The sequence below is a fragment of the Phyllobacterium sp. SYP-B3895 genome (assembly GCF_009647635.1).
Lineage (GTDB): Bacteria > Pseudomonadota > Alphaproteobacteria > Rhizobiales > Rhizobiaceae > Phyllobacterium > Phyllobacterium pellucidum.
This window is the reverse complement of sequence record NZ_WJIG01000004.1, coordinates 398,651-425,275: the sequence shown is the minus strand read 5'-3', so window position 1 is coordinate 425,275 and position 26,625 is coordinate 398,651. Positions and strand designations below refer to the sequence as shown.

General features: G+C 56.8%; 25 protein-coding genes and 1 pseudogene. 12 read left to right on the top strand and 14 right to left on the bottom strand.

Translation table 11 applies throughout. From position 1 onward, the window contains the following. Nucleotides 1–167 precede the first annotated feature (167 nt). The 4 genes and pseudogenes from GF108_RS19730 to GF108_RS19715 all read left to right on the top strand — a co-directional run bounded on the left by GF108_RS19730 (nucleotide 168) and on the right by GF108_RS19715 (nucleotide 3,416). Nucleotides 168–557 (top strand): hypothetical protein, encoded by a 390-nt coding sequence (locus GF108_RS19730; RefSeq protein ID WP_210386107.1) that lies wholly within the window; start codon nucleotides 168–170, stop codon nucleotides 555–557. Nucleotides 558–615: 58 nt separating this feature from the next. Then, the gene (locus tag GF108_RS19725; protein ID WP_153670047.1) at nucleotides 616–813 is read left to right on the top strand and encodes a hypothetical protein; all 198 of its coding nucleotides are present in this window, start codon (nucleotides 616–618) and stop codon (nucleotides 811–813) included. A gap of 175 nt (nucleotides 814–988) precedes the next feature. Further along, nucleotides 989–2,570: pseudogene (locus GF108_RS19720) on the top strand (ABC-F family ATP-binding cassette domain-containing protein). A 654-nt stretch (nucleotides 2,571–3,224) separates the two neighbouring features. Further along, on the top strand, nucleotides 3,225–3,416 hold the full coding sequence (locus tag GF108_RS19715) for a hypothetical protein (protein ID WP_153670046.1): 192 nt from the start codon (nucleotides 3,225–3,227) through the stop codon (nucleotides 3,414–3,416). Between the two features lie 51 nt (nucleotides 3,417–3,467). Here GF108_RS19715 and GF108_RS19710 read toward each other — a convergent pair whose 3' ends face one another. The 8 genes from GF108_RS19710 to GF108_RS19675 all read right to left on the bottom strand — a co-directional run bounded on the left by GF108_RS19710 (nucleotide 3,468) and on the right by GF108_RS19675 (nucleotide 13,488). After that, nucleotides 3,468–4,721 (bottom strand): sensor domain-containing diguanylate cyclase, encoded by a 1,254-nt coding sequence (locus tag GF108_RS19710; protein ID WP_153670045.1) that lies wholly within the window; start codon nucleotides 4,719–4,721, stop codon nucleotides 3,468–3,470. A gap of 337 nt (nucleotides 4,722–5,058) precedes the next feature. Then, on the bottom strand, nucleotides 5,059–5,664 hold the full coding sequence (locus GF108_RS19705; protein WP_246664036.1) for an MFS transporter: 606 nt from the start codon (nucleotides 5,662–5,664) through the stop codon (nucleotides 5,059–5,061). Between the two features lie 426 nt (nucleotides 5,665–6,090). Continuing rightward, a complete protein-coding gene (locus GF108_RS19700; RefSeq protein ID WP_370462238.1) occupies nucleotides 6,091–7,755 on the bottom strand; it encodes a Na/Pi cotransporter family protein in 1,665 nt (554 codons plus the stop codon). A 55-nt stretch (nucleotides 7,756–7,810) separates the two neighbouring features. Next, nucleotides 7,811–8,554 carry a 5'/3'-nucleotidase SurE gene (locus tag GF108_RS19695; RefSeq protein WP_153670043.1) on the bottom strand — a complete coding sequence of 248 codons (744 nt, stop codon included), beginning with the start codon at nucleotides 8,552–8,554 and terminating at the stop codon, nucleotides 7,811–7,813. 26 nt (nucleotides 8,555–8,580) lie between these two features. After that, nucleotides 8,581–9,735 carry an MBL fold metallo-hydrolase gene (locus GF108_RS19690; RefSeq protein ID WP_370462237.1) on the bottom strand — a complete coding sequence of 385 codons (1,155 nt, stop codon included), beginning with the start codon at nucleotides 9,733–9,735 and terminating at the stop codon, nucleotides 8,581–8,583. Continuing rightward, complete coding sequence (locus GF108_RS19685; protein ID WP_153670041.1) at nucleotides 9,732–10,802, bottom strand: ABC transporter ATP-binding protein; 1,071 nt, start codon at nucleotides 10,800–10,802, stop codon at nucleotides 9,732–9,734. The genes GF108_RS19690 and GF108_RS19685 overlap by 4 nt, the downstream gene beginning before the upstream one ends. Next, a complete protein-coding gene (locus tag GF108_RS19680) occupies nucleotides 10,790–12,493 on the bottom strand; it encodes an iron ABC transporter permease (RefSeq protein WP_027232320.1) in 1,704 nt (567 codons plus the stop codon). Before GF108_RS19680 ends, GF108_RS19685 begins: the two co-directional genes overlap by 13 nt. Nucleotides 12,494–12,501: 8 nt before the next feature. Continuing rightward, nucleotides 12,502–13,488 (bottom strand): ABC transporter substrate-binding protein, encoded by a 987-nt coding sequence (locus GF108_RS19675; protein ID WP_051615081.1) that lies wholly within the window; start codon nucleotides 13,486–13,488, stop codon nucleotides 12,502–12,504. A gap of 186 nt (nucleotides 13,489–13,674) precedes the next feature. On the opposite strand from GF108_RS19675, the gene GF108_RS19670 reads away from it, so the two are divergent. Continuing rightward, entirely contained in the window at nucleotides 13,675–14,622 is a 948-nt protein-coding gene (locus tag GF108_RS19670; RefSeq protein ID WP_091923527.1) for a sugar-binding transcriptional regulator, read from the top strand. On the opposite strand, the gene GF108_RS19665 is transcribed toward GF108_RS19670, so the two are convergent. Next, on the bottom strand, nucleotides 14,619–14,984 hold the full coding sequence (locus GF108_RS19665; protein WP_113281398.1) for a hypothetical protein: 366 nt from the start codon (nucleotides 14,982–14,984) through the stop codon (nucleotides 14,619–14,621). The genes GF108_RS19670 and GF108_RS19665 overlap by 4 nt on opposite strands. 1,358 nt (nucleotides 14,985–16,342) lie before the next feature. Between GF108_RS19665 and GF108_RS19655 the strand changes: the two genes are divergently transcribed. The 7 genes from GF108_RS19655 to GF108_RS19625 all read left to right on the top strand — a co-directional run bounded on the left by GF108_RS19655 (nucleotide 16,343) and on the right by GF108_RS19625 (nucleotide 22,397). Continuing rightward, on the top strand, nucleotides 16,343–17,059 hold the full coding sequence (locus GF108_RS19655) for a GntR family transcriptional regulator (protein ID WP_246664035.1): 717 nt from the start codon (nucleotides 16,343–16,345) through the stop codon (nucleotides 17,057–17,059). 152 nt (nucleotides 17,060–17,211) lie between these two features. After that, entirely contained in the window at nucleotides 17,212–17,430 is a 219-nt protein-coding gene (locus GF108_RS19650; RefSeq protein ID WP_153670040.1) for a rubredoxin, read from the top strand. Nucleotides 17,431–17,451: 21 nt separating this feature from the next. Beyond that, complete coding sequence (locus tag GF108_RS19645; protein ID WP_153670039.1) at nucleotides 17,452–18,261, top strand: pirin family protein; 810 nt, start codon at nucleotides 17,452–17,454, stop codon at nucleotides 18,259–18,261. A gap of 185 nt (nucleotides 18,262–18,446) precedes the next feature. Beyond that, the gene (locus GF108_RS19640) at nucleotides 18,447–19,049 is read left to right on the top strand and encodes a tautomerase family protein (protein ID WP_153670038.1); all 603 of its coding nucleotides are present in this window, start codon (nucleotides 18,447–18,449) and stop codon (nucleotides 19,047–19,049) included. A 271-nt stretch (nucleotides 19,050–19,320) separates the two neighbouring features. Then, complete coding sequence (locus GF108_RS19635) at nucleotides 19,321–20,061, top strand: haloacid dehalogenase type II (protein ID WP_153670037.1); 741 nt, start codon at nucleotides 19,321–19,323, stop codon at nucleotides 20,059–20,061. Nucleotides 20,062–20,976: 915 nt separating this feature from the next. Continuing rightward, nucleotides 20,977–21,465: a DUF992 domain-containing protein gene (locus GF108_RS19630; protein WP_153670036.1), complete on the top strand. Its 489-nt coding sequence runs from the start codon at nucleotides 20,977–20,979 to the stop codon at nucleotides 21,463–21,465. Between the two features lie 188 nt (nucleotides 21,466–21,653). Next, nucleotides 21,654–22,397, top strand: a complete 744-nt coding sequence (locus GF108_RS19625) for a hypothetical protein (RefSeq protein ID WP_246664034.1) — start codon at nucleotides 21,654–21,656, stop codon at nucleotides 22,395–22,397. 787 nt (nucleotides 22,398–23,184) lie between these two features. On the opposite strand, the gene GF108_RS19620 is transcribed toward GF108_RS19625, so the two are convergent. The 5 genes from GF108_RS19620 to GF108_RS19600 form a co-directional block, all read right to left on the bottom strand. Then, nucleotides 23,185–23,817, bottom strand: a complete 633-nt coding sequence (locus tag GF108_RS19620) for a class I SAM-dependent methyltransferase (RefSeq protein ID WP_153670035.1) — start codon at nucleotides 23,815–23,817, stop codon at nucleotides 23,185–23,187. A 101-nt stretch (nucleotides 23,818–23,918) separates the two neighbouring features. After that, entirely contained in the window at nucleotides 23,919–24,332 is a 414-nt protein-coding gene (locus GF108_RS19615) for a nuclear transport factor 2 family protein (protein ID WP_153670034.1), read from the bottom strand. Nucleotides 24,333–24,413: 81 nt separating this feature from the next. Next, entirely contained in the window at nucleotides 24,414–25,016 is a 603-nt protein-coding gene (locus GF108_RS19610) for an NADPH-dependent F420 reductase (RefSeq protein WP_153670033.1), read from the bottom strand. A 31-nt stretch (nucleotides 25,017–25,047) separates the two neighbouring features. After that, entirely contained in the window at nucleotides 25,048–25,800 is a 753-nt protein-coding gene (locus GF108_RS19605) for an SDR family NAD(P)-dependent oxidoreductase (RefSeq protein WP_153670032.1), read from the bottom strand. A 50-nt stretch (nucleotides 25,801–25,850) separates the two neighbouring features. Further along, a complete protein-coding gene (locus GF108_RS19600; RefSeq protein ID WP_153670031.1) occupies nucleotides 25,851–26,585 on the bottom strand; it encodes an SDR family NAD(P)-dependent oxidoreductase in 735 nt (244 codons plus the stop codon). Nucleotides 26,586–26,625 lie beyond the last annotated feature (40 nt).

Sequence of the window (26,625 nt, the reverse complement as noted above, 5' to 3'; positions counted from 1 at the left end):
GTGGAGTTTGCCGGCCGAGTTCCCCGGGACGTGGGCATGCCACGACGCTTCGCTACGAGCTTCGTTACGATCGCATTATCGATCTTGGTGAGAGGTAGTTCGGGACCGCCTTCAACGTTGTTGGCGATCCAGATAAGATAGCCGAGCCGGCCGCCGGTGACGGTGCCATGGTCCGCGAGATGGAAGCCCTTGGCCTGGACGTATTTGCGTCCGATCTGGTCGATCGCGGGTTCGGTGCGGTGATCAAAAATTTCTACGACTTCACCCTCGAGACGTTCCCGTCATACGCGATCGTGACCAATCCACCATTCAACGAATGCAACAGCCGTGACGGCAAGGGCCGCTGGATCTGGCACGCGTTGGAGACGCTGCAGGTCGAATATATGGCCCTCCTGATGAATTGGTCATGGCCTGGCGCGGGCGGCCACGAACGGCTCTGGGCGCAACATCCGCCGGCACGCGTCTACCTGATGCGTTGGAAGATCGATTTCACGGGGCAGGGCGCTCCGCCGATGCTCAACGCCTGGTTTGTCTGGGAGCCTGACCGAAGAGCTTGAGCAAGCGAGGGCAGGCGCTACCAATGTAGGCCAACACGCGGCCGCTTTGAGCGCCATAATGGGCAAGGCCAAACTGCATGGTTTGCTCATCGACAACAAACAATTGACCGGTCCGCGCGGTGGCCCGCTACAGGTTGTAGACCTCTCTCGCCTCAAGGGCATGACTGAACAGGAGCTCGAAGTTCTTGAACGTGCACTTGTCCAGATTGGAATTGCTGAAGGCGATCAGGACGGAGCGGGAGAGCAGGAAGACTGAGCGCCAGCGAAATCTGTGTTCGGCTTTTTCGGCTCGAAGCCGCTGTTGGCTCTGGCTTGCAACCGGCCCAAGCAAGCACTACCTTCACTCCGTCTTTCAACAGGAGAAACTCTCGACATGGACCTTTACCTCGCAGCCTTCACCCCTTCGGTTTCCCTGCGAGAAGTTCTGCCCCATGCCTATATCAGTTTCCCTTTCCAGACTGTCTTGGTTCACTCCTGACGGACCGCCGCTTTTCACCGACATCAACCTGACCTTTGGACCTGAGCGCACCGGCATCGTCGGGCGAAATGGCACGGGCAAGAGCACTCTCCTGCGTCTGATTGCGGGTGATTTACGTCCCGCTGATGGTCAAGTGCGGATTTCTGGCACCATGGCGATGATGCGTCAGAATGCTTTGGAACATCCTGGCGATACCATCGCCGATCTGTTCGGTGCGGGCGCCGCACTCGATTTGGTGGAACGGGCCGAGGCGGGGCTTGCGGAGGCCGATGAACTAGCCGAGGCGGATTGGACTCTGCCCGCGCGGATCGAGGCCGCGCTTTTGCGTTGCGGCCTGGCCACCGAGCCGCAAACAGTGCTTGCGACATTATCCGGTGGACAGCGTAGCCGTGCCGCCCTTGCCGCCTTGATCCATGAAGAGCCGGATTTCCTGTTGCTGGATGAGCCTACGAACAATCTCGACGGGGATGGGCGCAGAACGGTGATTGACCTCATTCGGGGCTGGGCAGGCGGGGCAATCATTGTCAGCCATGATCGTGAGCTTCTGGACGAAATGGATGCCATCGTCGAACTGACTTCGCTTGGGGCGACCCGATATGGCGGGAACTACAGCTCCTTCCGGCAACGCAAGGATACTGAACTGGATGCTGCAGTCCGTGACCTTGCCCATGCGGAAAAGACACGCTCTGACGCGGCGTGGCGCGCGCAGCAGGCGAGCGAGCGCAAGGCGCGCAAGGACGGCGCGGGGCGCCGGGCGCGGGCAAAGGGCGATCAGCCGAAAATCCTGATGGATGCCGCCAAGGGCCGGGCCGAAGCCTCAGGCGGTGCCGGCGCACGTTTGCGCGATGCCCAGCGTGAGGCGGCGGATGAGATGCTATCCGCAGCGCGCGCGGATCGAACTCCTGCAGCCTGTGCGCATGGACATTCCTTCAACATACCTTGCACCGGGCAAGACTATCCTGCGGCTGGATGGCGTGACCGGCGGCTATGATCCCGAGCACCCTGTTATCCGAGATCTGTCACTCACCATCACGGGTCCCGAGCGCATCGTCATTGCCGGGCCGAACGGGAGTGGAAAGACCACGCTTCTGAAGATCATCACCGGGCATATCATGCCACAATGCGGGAGAGTGGAGCTGATGGTGCCGTTCGCGATGCTGGATCAGCATGTCGGATTGCTCGATCCGGTACTGACCTTGCGCGAGAATTTCCTGCACCTGAACCCTGTGGCAGATGCTCATATGGCACATGCCGCGCTGGCCCGGTTTGGTTTCCGTGCGGCGGATGCCCTGCGTTACTCGGGCGAATTAAGCGGGGGCGAGCGCCTGCGCGTCGGTCTCGCCTGTGCCCTTGGGGCGGTCCCGCCGCCCAGGCTTCTGATCTTGGACGAGCCGACCAATCACCTTGATCTGGACGGCATCTCCGCGCTGGAGGCCGCGCTGGCTGGATATGACGGTGCGGTGCTGGCTGTCAGCCACGACGCGGCATTTCTTGGATCGCTAGCAGTAGATAGAACAATTCTTCTTGAGGAATAACCGCTTGTAAGCGATCAATTTGATCCCAGATCTTCGGTCAATTGGCTCTTTAAATTATCGATAAAAATCGAGGCATTCGTTGCGACTGTCAGCCTAATCAGGGCCCACCAAACAAATCGATCATGCTTACGGCGGGGGACCGCAGGGCGACGAAACCGGTCGTGGAAGAGGGCCAATGACCGCGCAACAGTGAGCTGGATCTAGTGGTTTTTGCTTGAATAATGATCGTTTAACAGAAGCCCTTGAGATTAGGTTGAATATCCGCCTAAACCGTACTTTTGGGTTTGATTAGCCATTCCAATGATTTGCCGAATTGTGAAGCAGTGGGTCGATGGTTCGATTCCGTTCAAGGCGGGGGAGTCAAAGTGCCCTGTAGCAATCATTGAGTTAGTGCACTTGAATGACCAGATGGGGCCGGTAGCGGACCGGCAGCTAACCCGTAACACAAGGGAGAAAGCCCCATGCCGCGCCTCTCCAGCTTTCGGAAAACCCAACCGGAGGAAGTCACGCCGATGAACCTTCTGTAACATTGGCGCATGCGAATCGATTTGCCAGATCAGTCGGTTGATGCTTGGCCGAAACTATCTCGGGCGGCTCCGCCGGCTACGAGCCCTCAATCGGGCTTTGCCGGCAGGGTGGCGGTTGGAGGTTTGGTTGAAGAGCTTTGGGGTACCCTTCGACATCAAAGGCGAGAGCCGTTTGCGTGCCACCAAGACTGCTGTCAATGGCGCAATGTTCATCGATAAAGGCAGCTGCGAACCTTTCAAACGGGTCATCGAGAGCGCGGCCGACATGGGTGGGCAGCCGGTGGCAATTACCAAGAGCGTCCGGCACGGCGCTGTTTAGATTCCATATATAGCCCATCTGCGTAGCAGAAATCGATGGCATTCTTCCTTTTCAGCAAAACTCCACCTCAACGTTTCGGCTGTCTTGTGAGATAATGCGACATGAGGTTTTCAGGCCGTCGGCGCCGATTACAAGGGTGAATTCGTTGGGCAACGTTCGAGTGTCCGTTACGACGAGCCCTGCACCCTTTTGACCGAGCGACTTCACCGTGCAATCGACGACCGAGCCATAGTGATTATATAGGATCGCACCGGCCTTGAGCACGGCGGCGCGCGCGAAGCGCGCGCCATCTGCATCTCCGTCCCAAAGGATGCATCGGTTGCGACCTTCATTCTTCGCGTTGTAGAGCGCGGCGTCAGCCGATGCCAGTAGTGCGTCGATCGTGTTTATAGCACCCCGGCATGATGCGACGCCAAAGCTCGCGGTGACCTGCACCTTCGATGGGCCCAGTGAATGCTCCATCCCTGCAATTGCTGTGCGCAGTCTTTCCGCAACCGAGAGAGCGCCCTTGGCGTCGACATAGGGAAGAAGGATTGCGAACTCCTCGCCGCCTAATCGCCCGAAAATATCGCTGTCGCGCAAATTCTGCAGAACCGTGTCGGCGGCGGCTATCAGCACGCCGTCACCTGCAGCGTGACCATAGGTGTCGTTAATTGATTTGAATCGATCGAGATCAAAAACCAGGCAGGTCAAGTCATGGCCGTGGCGCAACGCCAGCGAAATTGCCTGGTTGCAGGCTTCTTTGTAGGCGCGGCGGGTGAGGGCTCCGGTAAGCGCGTCAGTTGCAGCGAGCCTCGACAGCTCGAACCGGTCCATGACGACATCGGCTAAATCGGTAAGGATCGACGACTCGGTTTCGCCGAATTTTCGGGATTGGGTACCGATTGCACAAACGGTACCGATAATGTGACCGTCTCGCGTGCGCAGCGGGGCGCCGGCATAAAAACGGATGTTCGGCGGACCAATTACATTGGGATGCTCTCGAAAACGGCTGTCTTGGAGCGTATCCGGTACAATAATAAGTTCCCCGCTCTCCAAGGTAAACTTGCAGAACGTCTCGCTCCGCGCAATTTCGGAGGATTCGAGGCCAACACGGGATTTGTACCACTGGCGGTGCGCATCTATCACCGAAACGAGTCCGATATCTACAGTGAAAATCTTCTGCACAAGGCGAACAATGCGATCTATGGACTCATCCCGTGGAGAATCGAGGATGTCGAGCCGATCAATGGCGGCGAGGCGGTAGCTCTCGCGCTTGTAGAAGTCGAACTCGGTTTTGCCTGTTACGCACAGTTCGGATGACATACCAACCCTTTTTGCTTTCTAAAAGTTCACTTTAGTCCACGCGACGTCGGCGCATTGTAATGATACTTACAAGGCTGACTGGGATCCGCAAGGAATCCACAACTCTACTCAGCTTAACCGGTCCGACTTCAATACGCGGAACGGAATTTCGAGCAAGTTATTGAGCGCCCATAAATCGCACCGATTCCCGATTTGGCACTGAATTGTCCGTCCGCGCGAGTATGCCCGGTGAAGTACTTCTCCAGCACAAGGTCGTTTGCCGAAGCGGCGGTGAAAAGGTTGCTGGCAATGAAGGCAATGGCAATCGTCAAACACTGGCGCAAGGTTTTCTCCTTCGTTATTCGGATACGTCTGGATACGCAAAGCGCTCGGTTTTGGATGACGAGCGCGATTTCTGGGATCGTTCAATGTTCTGGCGCAGCTTGTGTTGGGCTGCCTCGTCAAGCGGGAAGTTCCACATGATGCCGATCGCTGCCAGTTTGAAGGCGATCGGTAGCCAAGCATAGAGCATGCTCAACACATCAAGAGCGAATGCGCCGGATTGGCCTTGAGCCTGTGCATTAAAACCGGACCACTGCAGGATCGGAAACACCAGCCCGACCGCAAGAGCCAGTGAAAACTTCGTAGCGAGACTCCAGGCCGCGAAATATATCCCCGTTCTTTGACTGCCGGAGGTGGCCGTATCGATGTCAACGACGTCCGCCTGGATCGAAGCGGGCAGGGCGAGGTCAAATCCGAGAAGCAGTCCGGTGAAGCCGCAAATTATCGCAAATGGGCCGACATCACCCCGGTCAAGAAAGCCGCTGAAGGCAAATACCAGACATGCGACGCCCATGGCATAACACCATGCCCTATGTTTGCCGACGATCCTTGCCGCCCATGCGGCAAGCGGGACGCCCACAATCCCGCAGACAAAATACAGAAAAAGCAACGGACCGCGCATACTCGGTGCGTTATGCCAGCAGGAGGCGCAGGAATGCATGGTTGCCGAGTAGCGCTTGCACGCCTTGCATCAGGGTGACGCTTCTCGTGGACACGGCTGAAGTCTACTGTCGGCCCCATTACGGACATAGGAAGTTCGATTGCTAAAAGGCCGATTCGCGCCTTCCTTGTGGACATTCACAATGTCCGCTTCGCGCCCTGATAATGGTCATCGAGCCACCGGTCGCTATCGCTGCAAAGCGGACAACACGCAGTGACAACGCGGGTCGCAGTTGCGCCAACAGCGGTCGTTGTTCACGATTGGTCATCAGCAATTTTTACACGGCAGACGTCGTGGAAATCGAGCGCAATACTTCGCAGATGTCAAAGTATTTTCTGGGGCTAAGTTCAGGTCGCAACTTAGGTTTACATACGGTATGTTTCGACCTTACAGCGCTCGCAGACGTGTCGTATTCAACAGCCCCAGCTCCTCGAGCACGGGGTAAGCCATCGAAGCGAGCAGCGAGTTGATCTGCTTTAAGTCGCGGATCGTGTCGAGGTGAATGGAGCTCGTCTCCAGGCTGCGCGGCGTGCCTTCGCGCAGGCGGCTGAAATGCCGGTCACTGGTTTGCTTTTCCACATCCCGCAGATGATCTTTTTCAAGCACGAGCTGATGTGCTGTTTCGCGATCGCGCGAAACAAGGACATTGAATGCCATGCGCGCGTTGGTCAGGACCTTGGCGTGGAAATTGCTGAGTTCGAGCCAACCCTCGTCGGTGAACTTGAGCTTGCGGTCCATCTTCTTTTGCACCAGAGCCAGCATGTTGCGGACGATGATGTCGCCGACCTGTTCAAGCTTGACGCAGGCACCTAGCAATTCGCGGGCGCGGGCGATCTCATACCCCGAAAGTTGTCGCGAGGTCAGCTTGGCGAGATAGAGCTTGATGGCGGCGTGCTTGCGGTCAACCTTGTCATCGAGCGCCGACAGTTCGTCGATGCGATCCTGCGCGGGGTGCTCATAAAGGTCGATGATCCGCCGCAACATTATTTCAACCGTCTCGCAGACGGCAACCGCCTCGCGTGTCGCATTCGCAAGGGCAAGGCTCGGCGTGTCGAGCACGCTCTCGTCGAGGGCACTGAGCTCGGCATGATCGAGCGACCGAGGCGATTCGGTTGGTACGTTGATGGCGACGACAGCCTTCGTGGCCTTGAGAACGAGATGGGAGAGGGGAAGTCCGGCAATGAGGATGATGATGTTGAAGAGAATATGGCCATTGATCACCTGATCGGCCGGCGCGGCGCCCAGGAACGCAATCGATGGCTTAAAGCTCAGATAGAGGATCAGGATCACGACCGAACCGAGCCCGCGCATCAAAAGGTTGCCCATAGGAACGATGCGAACTTGCGGCGCCGCATTTCGGGTTAGAATGGGGGCGATGAATGACGAGCCAAGGTTGACGCCGCAGATCGTGATGATGCCGAGTTCAGGCTGGATCAGGCCGCGCGAGGCGAAGGTGACAACGAGCAGCACCGCTGCAATGCTCGAGTGGAACAGCCAGGTCATGACCGCCGCCAGAAGGAAAGCGGTTACGGGATCGGTGTCGAGGTAACCGACGATCACTGGCAAGAGGTCGCTGTTGCGCAAGGGCTCGGTTGCCTGCCCGGTCATCTGGAGCGACAGCACCAGCAAACCGATACCGACAAGAATACGGCCCATCTGCCGCCAGTTGCTGCGCTCGGTCGACATGAAGATGGCTGTGCCGGCCACAAGGCAAAGCGGAACCAGCAGGGTCAGATCGAACGAGAGGATTTTGACCACGAGGGCCGAGCCGACCTCGGCGCCGCGTACCGCCATCAACCCGGCAATGCCGCTGACGATGCCGGAGCCGACGAAGGAGCCGACGAGCAGGCTCACCGCCGTCGAACTTTGCAGGGCGATGGAGAGCATCAGGCCCCAAAGGGCGGCAAGCATAGGGTTGTGCAGGACACCGCGCAGGCTTTGTCGCATGCGTTCACCATACGCCCGCTCCACACCGGTGCGGACCATGCGCGTTGCCCAAAGTAGCAGCGCCACCGCGCCCGCAAGGTGCAACAAAACCGAAGAGCCGTTCACCTCATGTTTTCCTTCAGTGCATAGACCGCAGAGCAATGGCGCGTGCACGTACAAATCAATTTGCCAGGCTCCCAACGAAGCCTTGATCCAGCTTACTCTCGCCGAACCAGTGAAGGCGGTTTACGCATACATGACCCAAATCAATGAGATCGTTCTCATCCCCCTTGGAGGAGCTGTGATCGCGGCCACGTGGCACGATCAGCGTGGTGACGCCATTTTCTTCATTGAGGACGTCAGCGCTCCGCCCAATCTTGTCACGTCCGATACGGGGTTGTCTGATCGACGCCGGCAAGTCTGCCGGCAAATTGACGCTGAGCCAATGTCCAGCCTCGGCCCACTTGCTTCGCTCTTCCCATGCCCGCCTGATAAAGCCGGTTAGCCAGTGGATATCGGCGGGCGTTTGACGTGGCTCCTTGACTCTTGAAAAGCCAATCGCAGGAATCCCCCAGAAAGTCGCCTCGCGGGCGATGCCCAGTGTACCGGAGTAGGCAAGATCTTCAGCGACATTGCGACCGTCATTAACGCCTGCAAGAACGAGATCAGGCTTGGGCTGGTCATTGAACAACCAACTCATTGCGGTAACGACGCAGTCGGCTGGCGTGCCTGAGCAGGAATAGCGCCTTTCGCCAGCTTGCCGCATCGTCAATGGGCGAGCAATGGTGATCGACGAGCTTGCGGCTGTACGTTTTCCATCCGGAGCGACTATCCATACGTCATCGGTCACCAGTCGCGCAGCTTCCCACAACTTTCCGAGCCCCGGCGCGTCGATACCATCGTCGTTACAAACAAGAATTCTCATAAAGTGCTCCAGGTCAACATCGGGCTTCACACAATACGCCGCTGTCCCGACTTGGCGGTGACATCCAGTTTCGGCAAATAAGTTTTCAGTTCCTTAAGCGTCTCCACGACGCAAGAATGCCCTAGAACCGGCGGACGGCCGGCACTCTCCCAAATCGCCACGCTTCCGTCTCTGGTCGGATGCGTAGGCAGTCGTATCCATTCGGCACGTTTCTCCGAGAAGAGCCTACTCGCCGGCGTATTGGGAGGTATGTGACCGGTCAGCAAAATGGGCAAATTCTGCTCCGCCGCCCGACAGATCGCTCGGACCGAGGGACCAGCACTTCCCATGCCGTCATACGTGAGTAGAGGACAATCCGGAAATGGGGCTTCTTCGCGCCAATCGAGCGCCCTATTGAGGCACGCTTGCAGCACCGGAGCGATACCGGGCAAGAATGCGTCACTTGCAGCGATCTGAGCTGCGATTGGTTCGCGCATCGAAGCATGTATGGCGAACCGTCCCTGCAATATTGCCATTAGCTCGAGGGGTTTGCCCGACAGAGGGATCGGGAGTAAGCAACCCGCTTGCCGGTTGCCGATCCAGTCGCGAATAGCCTGGCTGCGTTCATTTCCGGAAATCGGATCCGCACCGTAGGATGCATCGAGAACCAGGAGATCACATCTGGAGATCGCATCCATCGCAAGGACGTTGCTCTCGGGGACAACATCGGCAGTATAGACGACGTTCGACCCACCTGCTTCGGCACCAAACCAGACGCCGCCCGGAACGTGGCCCGAACGGCCGGTCGCGATGCGAATATCGCCGACATCTATTTCATCGCCCGCGAAAAACGTCCTGATTCCTTGCAGGTTGACAGGAAATGAGCGACCACTCCCATTGCCGGCATACTGTTCCAGCATGGCCGGCGCCTCCGACAGCGTTTCGGCCGTCATATAAACTTGACCACGGAAGCCCCGGGATTGAAGCCAACTCAGGCCGCCAATGTGATCCTCATGCGCGTGCGATATGAAGAGTGCATCGACCCGGGAAATTTGATCATCGTCGATAGCCGGGTAGTATTCCCTGCCCACAGCGCCAACCTTGATGCCAATATCGCACACTATGCTCGTGGTTTGCGTTGCTATGCCAACGCTGGTACGGCCCTTTTCGCCAAATCCGCCAAACAGATCGACGCGGATCACGATACGTACTCCTGCGGAATGACCCAACCTGATATGACTCGGATTTGTATTCGATCACCAGCTTTGAGTCGTTTCGGTTCAGGAAGATCGAAATGGAGTTCCAGATCAGACCCGTCCAACGGTCTCGCCTCGATACGGGCACCGCCGCCGCGATAGATGCATCGTTGGATTTCAATGGGAATGCCACCGGTTTCGACCAATTCAATGTCTGCCGACCGTATGCAGGCAGTGGCCGGAGCAATGATCTTTTGATCCGAACTGCATCGAAGCTGGACGTCGTGTCCGAGCATCCGCGCTTTGCACTTGCCATTTTGCGCAGATAGAATCTCAATCGGGAAGACCATGCCCTGCGCGATGAACGATGCCACCATCTCGGTAGCGGGTTGTTCGTAAAGTTCGCGCGGGGTTGCAAATTGGACGAGAACTCCCTTGTCCATCACGGCAATCCGATCTGCGAGCGCCATAGCCTCGGCCTGATCATGGGTAATATAAACGATCGTAGTGCCAGTCCGTTTATGGAATGATGCGAATTCGTCCTCCATCGAGGCGCGAAGATGAACGTCCAAATTGGCGAGTGGCTCATCGAACAGGACAAGGGATGGCGCAGAAACAAGGCAGCGCGCCAACGCCACACGTTGTCTTTGACCTCCGGAAAGGTTGGAAGGGCGGCGATCGCCAAAACCCTTTAGATCGACGAGAGCAAGCGCTTCCTCAATACGCCGGTGTCTTTCGGTCTTGTGGACCTTGGCGACCTTGAGGCTGTAGCCCACATTTTCCGAAACGGTCATATGAGGCCACAAAGCGTAGTTCTGGAAGACAATTCCAACTCTGCGCGATTCCGGCGGTATGTTGATAGACGGGCTCGACATCAGATTGCCGTCGACGGTAACAGTGCCTTCTGTGACCTTCTCGAAGCCAGCGATCAAGCGCAATAACGTCGTCTTGCCGCAACCTGAAGGGCCAAGGATCGCGACAAATTCACCGTCGCGCACGTCCAACGATACGTTCGTTAGCGCGTTGAACCCGGCGAAACTTTTGGACACATTGTTGATTTTTAATCCCGCCATGGGAGCACTCCAGCTGGAAGATGCCGCGCAAAAAGACTGGTGAACAGCATGAGAATGAAGGTTAAAGCGACGGTGAGGACTGATATGGCCGCCGCGTAATTCGAATCACCGCCCTGTTCGAACGAAAAGATCACGACGCCGATCGTCTCGGAGCCTGACGCCCAGAGCAATGCCGACACGGTCAACTCGCTGAACGCGGTCATGAAGATCAATATTCCGCCCGCAAGTGTCGCTGGGGCGACGAGCGGAAAGATGATCGAGCGCATGCGATAGAGCAGCTTTGCACCCGCAACCTGCGCTGCTTCCTCAAGTGAACGGTCAATTTGGTGCAAGCCGCTGATCGTCGGACGGACCGCCAGCACTAGAAATCGCGCCAGATATGCATAGAAGATGATCCAGATCGTATTGTAAATCTGCACCCCAAGAATCGGCAATGGCTTCAAAAACAGAAGAAGTGAGGCGATGGCAAGCACCACTCCAGGCAAGGCATAGGGCAATTCCACGGAAAGATTCAGGAAATTTGTCCACCACCGTACACGCCAGGTGACGAGGTAAGCGAGTGGAACGGCAAGCACCACCGCGAAGAGAGCCGCAGCTATCGAGAGACCAAAGCTGTTAAGAAAGGCACGGCTTGCTGCAGTGTGGTCGAACATGACGAAGGCATAGTTAGCCAACGTTACCGTCTTCGCATTCAGCGGTATGCCGTAAGCCGAAACAAGCGACGTGAGGAACAGGCCGAGAATAGGCAAAATAAGAACGACCACGATCAGTGACCACATCAAAATTTCGAAACAGATGCGCCAACCCCCAAGCTCGAACGGAGCAGCGGGCAATGAAGTTGACGCTATCCGATAATCTCGGCGGCGTGACGTGTAGTCCTGTGCCAGGATACCGGCGATGGCGATCAGTCCTATCAGGAACGAAAGCACAGCAACTTCCGACAAGACGGCGGGACCACCGCCGGCCAACCGCTGATAGATAAGTGTTGGCAGGACCAGATAGTTTGCAGGAATTCCCAGGAAAGCAGGAATACCGAAATTTCCGACACACGATACAAAAGCAAGCGCCGTCGCGCCGATTATCGATGGCGTCATGAGCGGTAGGATAATCGTGCGTAAGACCGTAAGGCGGCCTGCACCCGAACTAAGTGCGGCCTCTACCAACTCGCGGGGAAGCTTTCGCAATCCCGCACGCACCATCAGAAACACCAGCGGACCATATTGGACACCAAGCAAGACGATAATGCCGGTTGTCGAATAAAGGGGATTCCGGCTACCCAGTGCTGGTGCTAAGCCAACGAGCTTGAGGAAGGGGCTGGCCGGTCCAAACAATTGCAGCCAGGCCAGTGCCGTTACCTGCGGTGCAATAAGCAGCGGAACAACGTAGAATAAGACGAATGGGCTCTTGGCGCGTACGTCTGTCAGGCTGACCAGCAAAGCGACGCTGGTCCCCAGCACGACTGAGAGTAACGTGCCTCCCACACCAACTTGCAGGGAATGCCACGTTGCCGTCCAGGTAGTCGAACTGCCCATCGCCGTCTGGATCGGGCGAAGCGAGAAGCTACCCTGAGGCATTACCAGCTCGAACACCAACCGTCCCATGGGGAGGATGGATAGTGTCGCGACGACAAGCGTCACCCCTGCGATCAGGGCCATGTCAATGCCCTGACGCTGTTTGGTCTGCGTTAACATGCTGTTCCTTAGCCGCCGAACATTTGCGAGAATTTTTGCTTGTCGACGTCCGTCGTTTCGAGAACCTTTTGAGTTTCGATAGGCATGACCGTGACTTTGATGCCTTCCGGCAGCCAGGCAGGGCGACCAACCGAGGGCTTGGCCGGCAGATACCCTTGGCTTAGAGCGAGTTTCTGGCCGTCATCAGAAAGGATGAAATCGACGAACTTTTCTGCTGCAGGGACGTTTTTTGCCGTGGACATGATTGCCACTGGCTCAGTCACAGCCGGCACGCCTTCAGACGGGAATACAAACTCGATGGGTGAACCTTTTGCCTTTGCGTTGAGTGCCATAAAATCCACGAGAATGCCGTATGGCTTTTCGCCGCTTGCCACCGATTTCAATACAGCGCCGTTACCACGTACGCTCACGACTTCGTTTGCCTTGAGCTTTTCGAAGTAGTCCCAGCCGAGTTCGGGTTTTGCGGCAAAACCACTGAGCATGTAAGCGGCTGCTCCCGAATAGAGGGGGCTGGGCATGACAATCATGCCTTTGTATTCCGGCTTGGCGAGATCTGCCCAATGTTCTGGTTTGGCGGTGGCCGCAGAGTTATAGGCGATGCCGGTGGTGATGAGCTTGCTGCCGAAATAGGTCTTCTCCGGATCATAAGAATCCGTAGAAAATCCATCAACGTTAGCTTTCTCGTAGGCCTTCAGCTTACCTTGCTTCTTCAAGCCTTCCATGCTCACCGCATCGGCAATGAGGAGCACATCGGCTTGGGGCGCGCCGGCCGAGAACTCCGCTGCAAGCTTGCTCATGATGTCGCTCGTACCCGAACGATAGACCTGCACGTCGATATCAGGATTGACTTTTTTGAAAGCTTCCACCGTCTTGGCCGCATCGGTATCCGGTTGCGAGGTATATAGCATCAGCGATTCAGCCTGCGCCGATGCCCAAAACATCGAGGCGGCCAACAAGGCCGGCACGCCTATGGCAATGCGCATCAACTTGTTCATGTTAATTTCCTCCCGGGTTCTCTTGCGACAAGCGCAAACGCATTGTCAGTTAATCCTCCATGCAAAGGCGCCGTAACCCATGAACACCCTTGCTTGAACATATAATCAATGTTCATTTGTTTCATGTCAATGACAATTGAACAGTTTTGATGTAAAACGAAACGGCCAACACAAAGAAAGCGGCCCATGGAAGCTGAAGCCCTCCCGATCGTTTCCTCCGACATAAAGGTGAAGACAGCCTGGCTGTACTATGTTGAAGGCATGACCCAAGAGCAAATTGCCGACAAGCTCAAGGTCAGCCGTGTCAAGGTCATGCGAACGCTTGCTGCCTGCACTGCCGAGGGGTTGGTCATAACAACGATCAATACTGCCACGGCAGAGCAGATCGCTCTGGAACGAAGACTCGAGGCTCAATGGAGCCTCGCCTCGGCAATTGTTATTCCGACCCCGAGTTCGGATGAGCACCTGGAAACCGCATTGGGGCATGCCGTTGCACAATATCTGGGCGAACAAATGCAGGATGGCATGACACTCGCGATCGGCGGCGGCGCAACACTTTTTGCAAGTCTCCGATTTATTGAGCGTCGAAAGCTATCGAATGCGGCTGTGGTTGCGCTCGTTGGGAGCCTCGCCCATTCGCGTTGGATCAACCCGTCCATTGTTGCAGCAAAAGTGGCCGAGGCTTTCGACATCGACAGCTATCAGATCACAGCGCCGGTCATCGTAGACGATGAGCTATTGCGCGAGGCCCTCTGGCATCAGCCTACCCTCGAGGAGGTGCGCCAACGGGCCGCTCGAGCAGATATCGCGCTTCTGACCGTGGGTGACATTTCGCGGCAATCAACGATCTTCCGGCACGGCATCGTGCCGAACGAACTGGTTGATCCCCTGAAGGCCCAAGGCGCAGTTGCCAACATTCTTTGCTATTTCATCGACAGAGAAGGCAAGCTGGTAGACCATATGATAAATCGTCAGGTGATGGCCATCGACCTCGATATTGTCGCTCGGATACCAAATGTGGTCATTGCAGCGGGGGGGAGTTCCAAAGTCGAAGCCATTAAGGCGGCGCTGAAAGTCATGCCCGCACGGGTCCTCATAACCGATAGCCAAACGGCTACTGCCCTGATAGGTTAAACTATGCCCCGGCTGCGCAGAAAATCTTTAAGCCCGACATGGGTGATGGCTTCAAACTCCTCGACAGCCTCGGCAAAGCGCTTGCGCTGACTAATAAGGTAGGCAAATACCTGTTTCATCTCGCTGGACACGCCGAAACGCTCCCAGCGTTCGGCTACGTGCGCTGGCATGCCCAATTCAGCGCAGAATTCCACGACAGTGCGATAGCCGAGCAATTCCAACGCAGATCGTAACTCTTCTCCCGACATACGTTCTTCGAGCGCATGATCATGCAGTCGCTGGGCGACGAGCCGCAAATCAGCGGGCGACGAACCCATTACTCGGTTAAGAATGGAACGGACCTCGGCAGGAAACGGCGGCATCAGAAACTCCAGATTCGACATGAGTAAATTAGCTTAGACCGAAGCACCCCTGTTCGCCAGCGCATTTGTTTATAAGGACAGCGTCGCACTTGAACAAACTCGCCTCCGCGCTGTCGATCGAAATACGTCCATATAATCGCGAATTTCAATTGGTGCCGATTAATCACCATACCCGCCTAAACGCATCGCGGAATAAAGCTTTTGAACGAAGCCATTCTCAACTCGGCGCGAGTTTTTCACCCACGCGAGGACCCCCACCGCGTCTTCGCCCACATCAATGCTCACCCTTTGATGCGCGCACCTGCGACGGCGGAAAAATGTCCGCTTTGGCCAATCCCGAACCTCGGCGGCAGAGCTCTGATGTCCGCTTTTCGTGTGGGGTGTCCTAGCAGCGGACGGTCGGCCGTCGGCCCCGTTCCACGGGCAACAATGCGCCTTCTATAAGGACATACAGGCCAATTTTTTGTGCCCGGAGGCGGACATCGCCACTGACATGACAGAGTTCGAGGCGACGCAAATTTTTGGCAACAGGCAGACGATGCCTTTTCCATTAGCGTTAAGGTTATGGAATATAGTCACAATAGGACCGTCGGCGTCCGAACGTCGGTGCCCAGCGTCCACGACAACAATTCGACTCGCAGGGATCACTGAGAAGGGGTCCTCGTTCGTGCGCGAAGAGTTTCGTCCAAACATGGCCAACCCTCCCCATCCGCCCTTCAGGTTCAGTGTAGACGTCGAGCTATCGGCTCGTGTGGAACCCGCCTCCGCGGCAGGCACAGCTACCCTGCTTTTTCGATATACATCGATACCAACAGGCATCCCGGCCGGGAGGATTAGGGCAGTATTGGCGGTTGGTAGACAAACGTCGGCATAAGAATCGCTCCGAGAGCTAATGCGACTGGAAAAGTGGAGCGCGGACTGGATTGCTGTATAATTCGATCAAATCCCTGGCCTTGAGCCCAACTATACCCAGCAGTGGCAGTATCCAGAATGGATTGACGAAATTAGGCAAGGTCTGCGTGATGTGTAGACCATGACTTTCCAGCCGAGATGCGCACCGATATCATTGGCGGCTGCGATGACGTAGGAAGCATCGATAATTCATTGCCCGCCGGCCAAAGGAATAAAAAGGCCAACGAGTGCTGAATAGAGTTCCACAAGCACCTCAAAGACCCTGGAATCGTCGAAAGGCCGACGAACATTTAAGCCAGGTTGTCCGATAAAGTCAGACCCCCATCAGCACAAAAACATAGGCGTCAACCAGCCGTCCCGATAACCTTGATAGAGCCGGTTCCTGCCGTTCTCGGTTTGACATTGGCACCCCTTCAAGATTTTGGCATCTTAAACCGACAAAAATAATGATAACGATTGAAATCGACCAAGTAACGCGCTACATGGCACGTATGAACCTCTCTTTAGAACGCCAAATGGAAAACAATCTCAGGGAACAGGTGCTTCAGCACGTCCGTTCCGAGATTATCTCTGGACACAGCGCTCCGGGCTCCATGTATTCGGTGCCGAGCCTGGCTGTCACGCTGGGAGTTTCGACAACTCCCGTGCGGGAGGCCCTGCTGGAACTGGCCCGAAGCGGGTTGATCGAGCCTCTTCGAAACCGAGGCTTCAGAGTCGTAGCTCCCACGCTTGCACAACTCCGCAATCTGTTCGACATGCGCGAATTGCTTGAGGTCTACGCTGCTGAGGTGGTCGCGCTCAAGCGGAAGAAGGATCTCAGCAGTCTGAAGGACGCCGCAGACTATGTCGCCAAGACCGTTGAAAATAACGACGTTTCGAGCTACCTCGAGGCAGATAGGCGCTTTCACCTACTGCTCACGGAACAGGCCGACAACGAGCTATTGACAGGCACTGTCATGTCGTTGCGAGACCAGATGCGGCTCTACGGTATATCCAGCGACGCGGGCCGCGAGCGGCAACGCGATTCTGTTTCGGAGCATTACCGGATCATTGAATTGGCAGAAATCGGGGATGTCCAGGGATTGAGCCAGTTGCTGAAGCATCATATCCGGTCATGGCAACCGATCTTCACCGAGGCTTTGCTGCAATCTATCCGGTCCTAGCGAGCGTTAGTCCTTCCACGGACGCGTCGCATTAAATTCAACGTTCAACACAAGCAAAAAATTTCGAGGGGCTATCTTGACTCTTCATCATTCCCAAATTAGTAGTGTGTCACACGTAGCGCGTTACACACTACTAACCAGGAGAGACGAAGATGATTGAAGAACCTTTGAAGCGGCTGATGTGTCTTGGCTGCGGATTTTCATATGACGAGGCTATCGGCTTGCCCGAGCACGGCATCGCTGCCGGCACGCGCTGGAACCAGATCCCAAGCGACTGGGTCTGCCCCGACTGCGGCACGCCTAAGCATATGTTTGAGATGGTGTTCATCGGCTACTCGGCCGGTGGAAGCGATCTCGCAGGCGCAGCTTGACCTCAACCCAGGAGCACTAACATGAGCACTTCATTTGTTATCCGCGATCATGAACGCGGCCACGACATGATCAAATCGGATGGAACACGCGCATCCTATATCGCAGGGCATCCGGATGGCTTCGTGACCCGAGCTTCCAGTTTCAACTTTAACAGTTATCAGAGCGGACGTCCCGGCTTTGGTCCAATCCGTGTCTTTGGCGATGAGGTGTTTCACGGCGCCGGCTGCGGCTACAACATGCATCCGCACCATAACTTCGTTATCTGTGCCTTCGTTTTCGAAGGACAGTTGACGCATCTCAACACCGCTGGCGAGGGGATGGTCGATAACCTGAAGGCTGGTGACTTTTATGTGTTCTCGGCCGGATCGGGCGGCAAGCACTCCGAACTCAGTGTCACGCCGGAGGATATGCACGTCATTTATCTCTGGTTGATGCCGCAGCAGCTCTATCTGCCGCCTACCTATTATCGTGGGCATTTCGACTACCGTCGCAGGCGCAACGAGATCGTTCAACTTGTCGGCGATGCTGATGACGCGCTGCCGATACCGCAGGATCTCCGTGTCTCGAGGCTAATGGCTGATGCCGGCAGGAGTTTTACCTACGACCTGCGCAGTACAGGTCACGGCGCGTATGTCTTCATCCGTGAAGGATCGGCCTCGGTTGACGGCGTCAAGCTGGACAGGCGTGACAGCGCAGGCTTTTACCAGCGTGAGAATCTGGAAATCAAGATCGAGGTCGGCGAGGACGACAGCGACATAGTCATTGTCGAAACGATCATGATCGACGAGGACAATATCAAGGTATGGGAGCACGATCATGTCGGCCATTGAGCTCCGCTTCGATAACAATCACATTCCCGGCGTGCACGGTCTCCGATATGACGGGAGAAAGCCCGTCGCTGAGGACGTGATCTCGTCTTGCCCCTATCGTGATATTTGCAAATCGCCTGTCTGCCGAGGCGATGTGCGAGCATCGGATTGCCCGGGCAGGGCCCTTGCTCTGAGGAGTAAGTGACATGCCGATAATGACTGTCAACTATAGAGATGGCGATCTCGATGAGGTCGCCAAGGCCAACCTGGCCCAAGCCCTTACCAACGTCCTGATACGGATGGAGGGCGGAGCTGACACACAAGGCGGCCGCGCCTTCGCTTGGGTGCTTTTTGAGAAACGGGCGCTCGGCGACTTCTGGATCGGAGGGGCCCCGGGGGACAGCTTCATCAGCGCTCCCGGCCCGTTCCTGGTCCATGTCACCATTCCGGAAGGCTACATGAATGGCCCGCACAAGAGCGAGGTGCACGCGTGGGTCAACCAGGCGATCGTCGATGCAACTGGCGCTGCTGGTCGCGACGATGCGGGGAAAAGTATCCTCGTCGTCATCGACGAAGTGCCGGAAGGAAACTGGGGGTGTGCCGGCCATACCATCAGTATGGAGAGCATCTCGAGTTCTGTTGGCCTCGCGAAAACGAGCCAGCGATATGCTTGGGTGGAGCAATACTTCGCCGCCAAGGCACGCATGCTGACTGCGAATGACTATCCAAGAGACGTGGGCGGCGTTCTTCCGAGTATGTCTCGAGAGAAGGACGGCTCTCAGGCAGAGTCCATTGAGCACCAAGGATGAGTTTTGGACCGATCGCGCCAAGGCGGTCGCCATCTCCTCGGCACACTCCGGCCCAGGCAAAAACAAGCATCTAAAGGCACGAATAACCCTTGGTAATTTCCACAGCTTGCCACGACCGGCAACGCCGCTGTTGGCATGGCGGATCGCTGTTAGTGCTGAGGGCTATCGTGCCGTTCCTTTGGGATGCGGTCGCTGACGTCGCGCGCAACTCCGACGTCAAACCGCAAGCCCAAACGTAACAACATCGTATCCATGACAAAGGAACACCAAAATGGTGAAGGAACATCCGACTGCTTGGTATGAGGAGGTGAGGGCAATTGCCTTTGACGTCCAGGGTACCTGCGCCGACTTCTATCAACCGGTCCTGCGCGCCGGTTCCGCAATCAATCAAAATAAAGGACTTGCGATCAACTGGGCAGAGGTGGCGGCCGAATGGCGCGAGCTTTATCGGGCGACGCTGGATGAAGTCATCGACGGGAAACGGCCATGGATCAGGGTCGATCAAATCTACGGTGAAGCGCTCGATACCTTATTGAAAAGACGTGGTCTCGACGCCCATTTCACTGAGCAAGACCGTGACGATCTCAATGCCGTCTGGACAAAGCTTGACCCATGGCCAGATGCCGTCGAAGGGCTGTCACGCCTCCGTCGCCGCTTTCTGACGACGACATTGTCGAATGCCGGAATGGCGGCGGTTGTGGCTGTTGTCAAGCATGCGCAACTGCCCTTCGATGCAATACTGACCGCGGAACTGGCAAGAAGTTACAAACCGGCACCTGCGGTCTACCAACTGGCCGTCAACTACCTGAATTATAGTCCACATGAGATTTTGATGGTCGCTTGTCACAAATATGATCTGAGGGCAGCCAAGACGTTCGGCATGCACACTGCATTTGTCGCGCGTCCTCTTGAGTTTGGTCCCGATGCGCGGCCAGACATCGCATCCGAGAGTTGGGTCGACTGCTGTGTCGATAGTTTCACCTCTCTTGCCGATGAATTGGGAGCAGTTTGACCGGCTTGGTCCCCATGCGCGAATATCGACGGCGCTTATGATGTTCTGAAGTAAACAGTTCCGTACGACGCGCGGATCGGGATGCCAAATTGATCTTGTGATCTGCCCAAGGCGTCAAAGAACGTTTTGAAACGGGCGGAAACCAACATTTGGATTTGCAATCGCCCAGCAACGTCACATGCGACGGTACGACCGCTTCGGGCCAACGGGGTGGCCATTGCCTAATGTCAGCTCTTTCGCCCAAGCAGCTGTAAGGTGTAATTGCAGGAACGCTGATCACTTCGCAATGCGCCAACGGCCTTAACGGTCCTGAATTTTCAGGACAGCAACCTGTGGTACGCTATGGATTCTGAGAATAAGCGCAAAGGTGCAGATACTCGTGGACGAAGTGGTAACAAAGCTTCAACCGTCTTGCACATGTGTCAAATTTTGAAGCCCAGCGTAGCCCTAGTCGGTGTCAAACGCACCTACGATGAAGTCTGTATACGGTGTCGCGAGTTCAACACCGACGCCATCAATTTGGGGAGGTACCCAAAAACAATGATGAGGCAGTAAACTGAATATTATACGATCGTATAATATTGGCGACTCTCGCACGTTTTGCTTCGCGTTTGGAATACCTACACAAGGTGGATGAGTCTATTTGACTGGCAAACAGATGAGACGCAAACGGCACTCGCCGGTATGTGACTGTGGTCTTGAGGAGGAGCTGGGTGAGATGATCAGCATTCGAAGTATCTCGGCGCGATTACCGATTTTGATGCTTGCTTTCAATCGCTTCCGCTATCGTCTGTTGGGACCCATGAGGGTCGATAGGCGCGACAAGGTCATTCACATCGCCGCACACCAGTGCGATCGCCCGGCCGTGATCATGCGCATGCAAAACTCGAAATTTAACGAAGGAAGGAATTGTTGATGAGCTTCAATCTGAAAAACCATCTCACCAATGTTCTCGTTGCGGGCACCTTGTGCTTGTTGGCTGGCATTCCAGCGGCTCATGCCGACGTCGCAAAGATCGGAATTCTGTCTTGCGACGTCTCCAAGGGCATCGGTGAAATCCTGAGCCGTAAACAGGCGCTCAATTGCCAGTTCAAGCCGGATGGCGGACAGGCCCAAACTTACTCCGGTAGTATCGATGAGTATGGCGTCGAGATCGGCAAGGTTGATCAGGGCCATCTGATCTGGGGCGTGGCCTCTGCCCTGCGTGGACTTCCGCAGGGAGCACTGGCCGGTGAATATGTCGGGCTAGGCGCGGGGGCTTCCCTTGGTGTCGGCGGTGGTGCCAATGCGCTAGTGGGCGGCAACAACAAGGCATTTTCGCTGCAGCCGCTTTCTGTGGAAGGCGAAACTGGATTCAATATTGCGGCAGGCGTGCTCAAGGTAACTCTTAAGCCGGCAAAATAAGGAATAGATATCAACCCCGGTGATATCCCTGTCTTAATTGCCCGCGAAAGGCGCCCGGGGCCGTGGCGTGGATGGAGGATCGCTTTGGCTCCCTCCGCCCAGCGACTGCGAGACTGGAAAGTAACAGCCTAAATCGGTCAACCCGGGGAAGTGAAAGGCTTTCCTCCCCACAAACCAAGGATCGTTCGATGAAATTGAAATCTGCCCTAAGCCTTCTCCTGGCTGGCAGCCTCAGCATGCTCAATGCTGGCGGTTCATTTGCCCAAGATGCCACCAGGAAACCCCACGTGCCGCTGGAAAAGACGATCGGTCAGGTCACGCCGACGGGGCCAATCCCCTCCCTCGCCGTCCTGAATTCGGATGGCGCAAAACTCGAGGGCAACCAGCTGACGCTGACCGGCATATCGAGAAACGCAATCGTATTCGCCGACCGACCGGCGCGCGCTGCGGGCCATGTCACCACAGACGAATTCATCAAACAATGGGATGAAGGTCCGGACAGCTTCACCAAGGATCCACCGAACGCGACCGTTTCGATGCTTGCCGGCGATGGGTCAGATGTCAGCGACGCCGTCGTTACGCTGAAGTCTCCGAAGCTCGATGGCACGACCCTGACTTTCGATGTTTCCGTGCTTGAGGGAAGCCTTGCGGGTGCAAACGGCCCGGCGGCGCTCTTCATCGACCATTGGGGCGGCTGGCATGGCCGTGGCGCATGGTATGGCGTCGGGCTCGCGACGGGCGCGGCGCTTGGCGCCGCTGCCATGGGCGCTTCGGGGCCAGTTTATCCGGCACCGTACTATCCGCCCTATGATCCCTATTACTATCCGCCGGCTGTCGATCGCGTCTGCCCTCCCGGCTACTGGATCGGACCCTGGGGCCACTGCCGCGACACGCCCTATCACGGCCGTCTGCCAAACGGCGAATGGCAGTAAGGCAACGCTTTGTCCGGCGGCCCTGGTCGCCGGACGCGCCCTCCATATCGGTCACTACTGCTGGATTGGTGACCAGAGTCGGCATCCCGCCAGACACGACCAAAGCGACGATTCTGCTCCGCAATGCTCTTAGGTGGCCCGTCTTGTGTCATGACTATGGGGAACGCTGCTGAAGCCGTGTCAAAGCCTCCGGTAGCAGGCCAGTCACCGCCCACAAGGAAGAGCTGTCTATCAGAAGAACCAACAATCCATCCTTAGCGTCTAGATATTCCAAAAGGCATTTGCACCTGTGCAGAATTCATTGGGTCATGAACAAACCAAACGGACTGAAGTGCTCTAAATGCGCTTGGCGTTTGCAAGCACCGTGTACAGCGGCTGGTAGGTTCGACCTTGTGATCTGAGATGGTAGCTCACACAATAAGGGGGGATGCCAAACTCGCGCCTTCTTGGATGGAAATTACTCAACTCTGAGTTTAGTTCGATCGCGAGTCGCAACAAAAGTGAACGAATGGCTGCCCTTGCGTTTCATCGCCAAATAGCAGTCTGTCAACAAACGGCTCTGTTCCAGACGGGCAACAATGCGCCTCCATACCGGTCGCCACACCGCCTGCTTTTGTTCCTGGGAGCCGTCAGCCTGCTATTCGGGTGCTCACGACGGGAAGCGCCCGCAAGCTCGACCTTTGCAGGCTCTCCAGCGATCCGAAAGCAGACGTTGCTGCAGACTGGCGCAATCGAGTAGTATCCTGGCATCTTTGGGAGGTCGACTTGAGGTTGGCACCGGCCTCTGTCAGAGCTTCACGAACCGATATGCGAAGCGATCGGTTGCGCCCTTGATCAAGGGATCGAAGACCTTGATTGCGTGTGAATCGCTCCTGTTCGCGAGCAGGGTGCTTTCCGCCTCCAGTACGAAGCCGGCTGCCTCCACCTCCTCGCGCACGGAGGCGGGGTCGATGCGATGCAATGACTGGGCATCAGTTGTGCCGGCTCCGACGGAGGCGGCGTGATCGATAATGACGTAGAACCCACCTGGCTTCAGCAGCTCATAGACAGCTCGATTGAAGCCGGCCGCCGTCGCGCCCCTCGCCTGCATCAGCGCGGTGTGGAGATCGTGGTAGAAAAGGTGCAGCCACAGTACATCCGCTGGTTGCGTGATCTCCGGCATCGCGACGAGGTCCGCTGAGACGGCTTCGATGTTTTCTCGGCCCGGCTCCTTCGCAAGCGTCCGCATGAGGCCGACCGGATCGTTCTTAAAGTGCGCGACTTCGGCCGGCACGAAGCTGGCGACCCGACCTTCGGGCCCCACAATGTCGGAGAACAGGCGCGTCCAGTCGCCGTCGCCTGGATAAACATCGATGACGGTGGCACCCGCATCAATGCGTGCGAACCGGATCAACTCGGATAGTTTGGATTTGTCGTACATCGGAATCTCCTTTACAATTGGGTATTCGACGAGCGCCGCACGCGAAACGGCGATCCGCTCATTCACCTTCGGCAAAAGCCGATGGTTGCAGAAGGCCTGCGCTATACGGGCCCGGATGCGTCCATCTGCGCGGCGCGTGCCAACGCTTGCGTGTCGATATATTCTTGGATCCTGGTCAGTCTGCCGTCCTGGACTGTGATGGCGAAGATCCAGTCGTCCTCGAACGGCTTGTTCGTGGCTTTGACCATCCCCCTGGCGAAGCCGACGACGAGAACCCGGTCTCCTTGTGCGACAAACTCCCGGGGTTCCGTGGAGGTATCCATCGACCGGGATGCCGTATCCAGCAAATCTGCCAGTCCCGCGTGCCCCCGGTACGTGCCGGCCAGCGGCCAGTCCTTGCCCGGAATGATCCACTCGATGTCTTCGGCGACCAGCGCCAGCAGAGCCTCCCTGTCGCCGCGGCCGATCGCGGCGAAGAAGTCCTTCACCGTCTGGATGTTCTTTTCAATACTCATGGGAATTTCTCCATTTCACGCGGATCGGAGCGCGCTCGATCCGATCCAGGCAACGTTGCCCTGCCTGTGGGCGCGTCGGGTTCATCCGTCAAACTTGACCAAGTCCTTGAAGATCAACCGTCCCCAACTGTTCCCGCGCGCTTGCACAAGCAGTCCGCCTTCCGAGAGGCCGCCAAGTTTGATCGGCGCAAATCCGAGATTTTCGGCAAGCGCGCCAACCTCATCTGCGGCGCCGTCATCGTCGCTCGCCAGGAACACGACTCTCCTGCCGCCCTGCACGGCCGGATCTTGGCCAAGGGTGGCAGCGAGCAGATGGTTGAAGCCCTTGACCAGCCTTGCTCCCGAGAAAGCCTGCGCGACGAACTGGGAAGACGGCTGTCCTCCCAGTTGCTCAGGGGGCACACCGTAGGCATTGGTCACATCGACGATGGTCTTCCTCTGCCAGGTGGGAAGCACCTTCGCGACTTCTGGATGCGACTCGAAACGGACAGCCAAAAAGATGATGTCCGCCTTGACGGCTTCGGCCAGTGTTTTGGCAATGACCTTGGGCCCGATCGCGGCCGCTCCAGCCGTAAAGGTTTCCGGGTCCCGCGTGGTTGCAACAGATACTTCGAGGCCCTTGCGGGAAAAGGCCTTGGCCAGAGCTTGGCCGATATTGCCGAAGCCGATAATTGCATAGCTCATAATACTTCTCCGATCCTGTGTTAACGTCAGGTCAGACCTGCGCCATGCCTCCATCGACCGCCAGATCCACGCCCGTGATGTAAGAGCTTTCATCGGAGGCGAGGAAGGTGACGGCAGCCGCAATTTCCTCTGGCTTGCCCCTGCGACCCATTGGGACCTGTGACTCAAACTGGGCGGCCGCTTGCTCGGCTTGCTCGGGGGTAAGGCCAGTTGTTGTCGCCAAGGCGGGGGTTTCGATTGCCCCGGGGCTCATCGTATTGACGCGGATACCGCGGTCCTTCAGCTCTTGGGTCCAAGACCGCGAGAAGCTGCGAACAGCCGCCTTGCTTGCCGCGTAGGCGCTGAACGCTGGCAGCCCCATCACATTAGAAACCGACGAGTTCAGAATGATCGATCCGCCGTCTTTGAAGAGAGGGAGGGCCTTCTGCACCGTAAAGAACAGGCCCTTCACGTTCACATCAAAGGTCTGGTCAAAATGAGCCTCAGTAGCTGCCGCAAGCGGCGCGACTGTCCCTGCGCCCGCGTTTGCGAAGATAATGTCGATGTGACCATGTTTCTCCTTCACGGTGGCGTAGAGCCGGTCGAGATCTTCCAAGCGCGAGACGTCGCCCACGACTGTTGTCACGTTTTTCCCGATCAGCGCCGCGGCCTCTTGTAAGGCTTTCTCTCTTCGCCCGGTGATTACGACGTGCGCACCTTCTTCCACGAAACGCTTGGCTGTGGCCAAGCCGATCCCGCTACTTCCGCCCGTAATGACTGCGATTTTACCCTCAAGTGCTTTCATAATCTTTTGTCCTTCGTTGTGTGTGAGTTAGGAACGGAACCGCGCCGGGGTCAGAGTTGAGCCAAGCCGCCATCGACGGCGACTTCGCTGGCGGTCATGAAGCTGCTGTCGTCCGACGCGAGAAAGGCAGCCACGGCCCCAATTTCTGAGGGCTCGGCCATGCGCTGAAGTGGCGTCATCGCCCCGTAGGCCTTTTGACCCTCCTCGCCCAACGCTTCCTTCGCAAGTTCGGTCGCCGTCGCTCCAGGCGACAGCACGTTGACTCGAATGCCAGTACCCTTCAGGTCCTCTGCCCAGGTGCGTGCGAGATTGCGCACTGCCGCCTTGCTTGCGCTGTAGGCGGTGAATGCCGGGGCGCCCGTAGTGCCGGCGCTTGATCCGGTCAGGATGATCGAACCGCCCTTACCCATCAGCGGCAGAGCCTTCTGGATCGTGAAGATCGTGCCCTTCACATTGGTGTCGAAAGTGTCGTCGATGTGCTTGGCGGTGATCTGGCCGAGTGCAAGCGGACTTCCGGCCCCGGCATTAGCGAAGACGATGTCAAGGGTTCCGCGCTCCGCTTTCACCGCCGCGTAGAGTTGGTCGAGGTCGGCCTCCTCGGACACCGAACCCTTCACCGCGCGGGCCTTTGGCCCGAGCACCGCCACAGCAGCGTCGAGCGCTTCCTGCCGGCGGCCGAAGATGAAGATGAAGGCGCCCTCCTCGATGAAGCGCTTTGCAGCAGCGAGGCCGATGCCGGTCGCGCCGCCCGTGATCACGGCTGTCTTTCCGTTCAATCTGGTCATGTCATGCATTCCTTGTGTCGCCTCTCGGGTCATCGATTGC

Bases quoted from the DNA above. Each gene is read 5' to 3' on its own strand.
- GF108_RS19730 (WP_210386107.1), top strand. From the start codon at position 168: ATGGTCCGCGAGATGGAAGCCCTTGGCCTGGACGTATTTGCGTCCGAT.
- GF108_RS19725 (WP_153670047.1), top strand. From the start codon at position 616: ATGGGCAAGGCCAAACTGCATGGTTTGCTCATCGACAACAAACAATTG.
- GF108_RS19710 (WP_153670045.1), bottom strand. From the start codon at position 4,721: ATGTCATCCGAACTGTGCGTAACAGGCAAAACCGAGTTCGACTTCTAC.
- GF108_RS19705 (WP_246664036.1), bottom strand. From the start codon at position 5,664: ATGCGCGGTCCGTTGCTTTTTCTGTATTTTGTCTGCGGGATTGTGGGC.
- GF108_RS19695 (WP_153670043.1), bottom strand. From the start codon at position 8,554: ATGAGAATTCTTGTTTGTAACGACGATGGTATCGACGCGCCGGGGCTC.
- GF108_RS19685 (WP_153670041.1), bottom strand. From the start codon at position 10,802: ATGGCGGGATTAAAAATCAACAATGTGTCCAAAAGTTTCGCCGGGTTC.
- GF108_RS19680 (WP_027232320.1), bottom strand. From the start codon at position 12,493: ATGTTAACGCAGACCAAACAGCGTCAGGGCATTGACATGGCCCTGATC.
- GF108_RS19675 (WP_051615081.1), bottom strand. From the start codon at position 13,488: ATGAACAAGTTGATGCGCATTGCCATAGGCGTGCCGGCCTTGTTGGCC.
- GF108_RS19670 (WP_091923527.1), top strand. From the start codon at position 13,675: ATGGAAGCTGAAGCCCTCCCGATCGTTTCCTCCGACATAAAGGTGAAG.
- GF108_RS19665 (WP_113281398.1), bottom strand. From the start codon at position 14,984: ATGCCGCCGTTTCCTGCCGAGGTCCGTTCCATTCTTAACCGAGTAATG.
- GF108_RS19655 (WP_246664035.1), top strand. From the start codon at position 16,343: ATGATAACGATTGAAATCGACCAAGTAACGCGCTACATGGCACGTATG.
- GF108_RS19650 (WP_153670040.1), top strand. From the start codon at position 17,212: ATGATTGAAGAACCTTTGAAGCGGCTGATGTGTCTTGGCTGCGGATTT.
- GF108_RS19645 (WP_153670039.1), top strand. From the start codon at position 17,452: ATGAGCACTTCATTTGTTATCCGCGATCATGAACGCGGCCACGACATG.
- GF108_RS19640 (WP_153670038.1), top strand. From the start codon at position 18,447: ATGCCGATAATGACTGTCAACTATAGAGATGGCGATCTCGATGAGGTC.
- GF108_RS19635 (WP_153670037.1), top strand. From the start codon at position 19,321: ATGGTGAAGGAACATCCGACTGCTTGGTATGAGGAGGTGAGGGCAATT.
- GF108_RS19630 (WP_153670036.1), top strand. From the start codon at position 20,977: ATGAGCTTCAATCTGAAAAACCATCTCACCAATGTTCTCGTTGCGGGC.
- GF108_RS19625 (WP_246664034.1), top strand. From the start codon at position 21,654: ATGAAATTGAAATCTGCCCTAAGCCTTCTCCTGGCTGGCAGCCTCAGC.
- GF108_RS19620 (WP_153670035.1), bottom strand. From the start codon at position 23,817: ATGTACGACAAATCCAAACTATCCGAGTTGATCCGGTTCGCACGCATT.
- GF108_RS19615 (WP_153670034.1), bottom strand. From the start codon at position 24,332: ATGAGTATTGAAAAGAACATCCAGACGGTGAAGGACTTCTTCGCCGCG.
- GF108_RS19610 (WP_153670033.1), bottom strand. From the start codon at position 25,016: ATGAGCTATGCAATTATCGGCTTCGGCAATATCGGCCAAGCTCTGGCC.
- GF108_RS19605 (WP_153670032.1), bottom strand. From the start codon at position 25,800: ATGAAAGCACTTGAGGGTAAAATCGCAGTCATTACGGGCGGAAGTAGC.
- GF108_RS19600 (WP_153670031.1), bottom strand. From the start codon at position 26,585: ATGACCAGATTGAACGGAAAGACAGCCGTGATCACGGGCGGCGCGACC.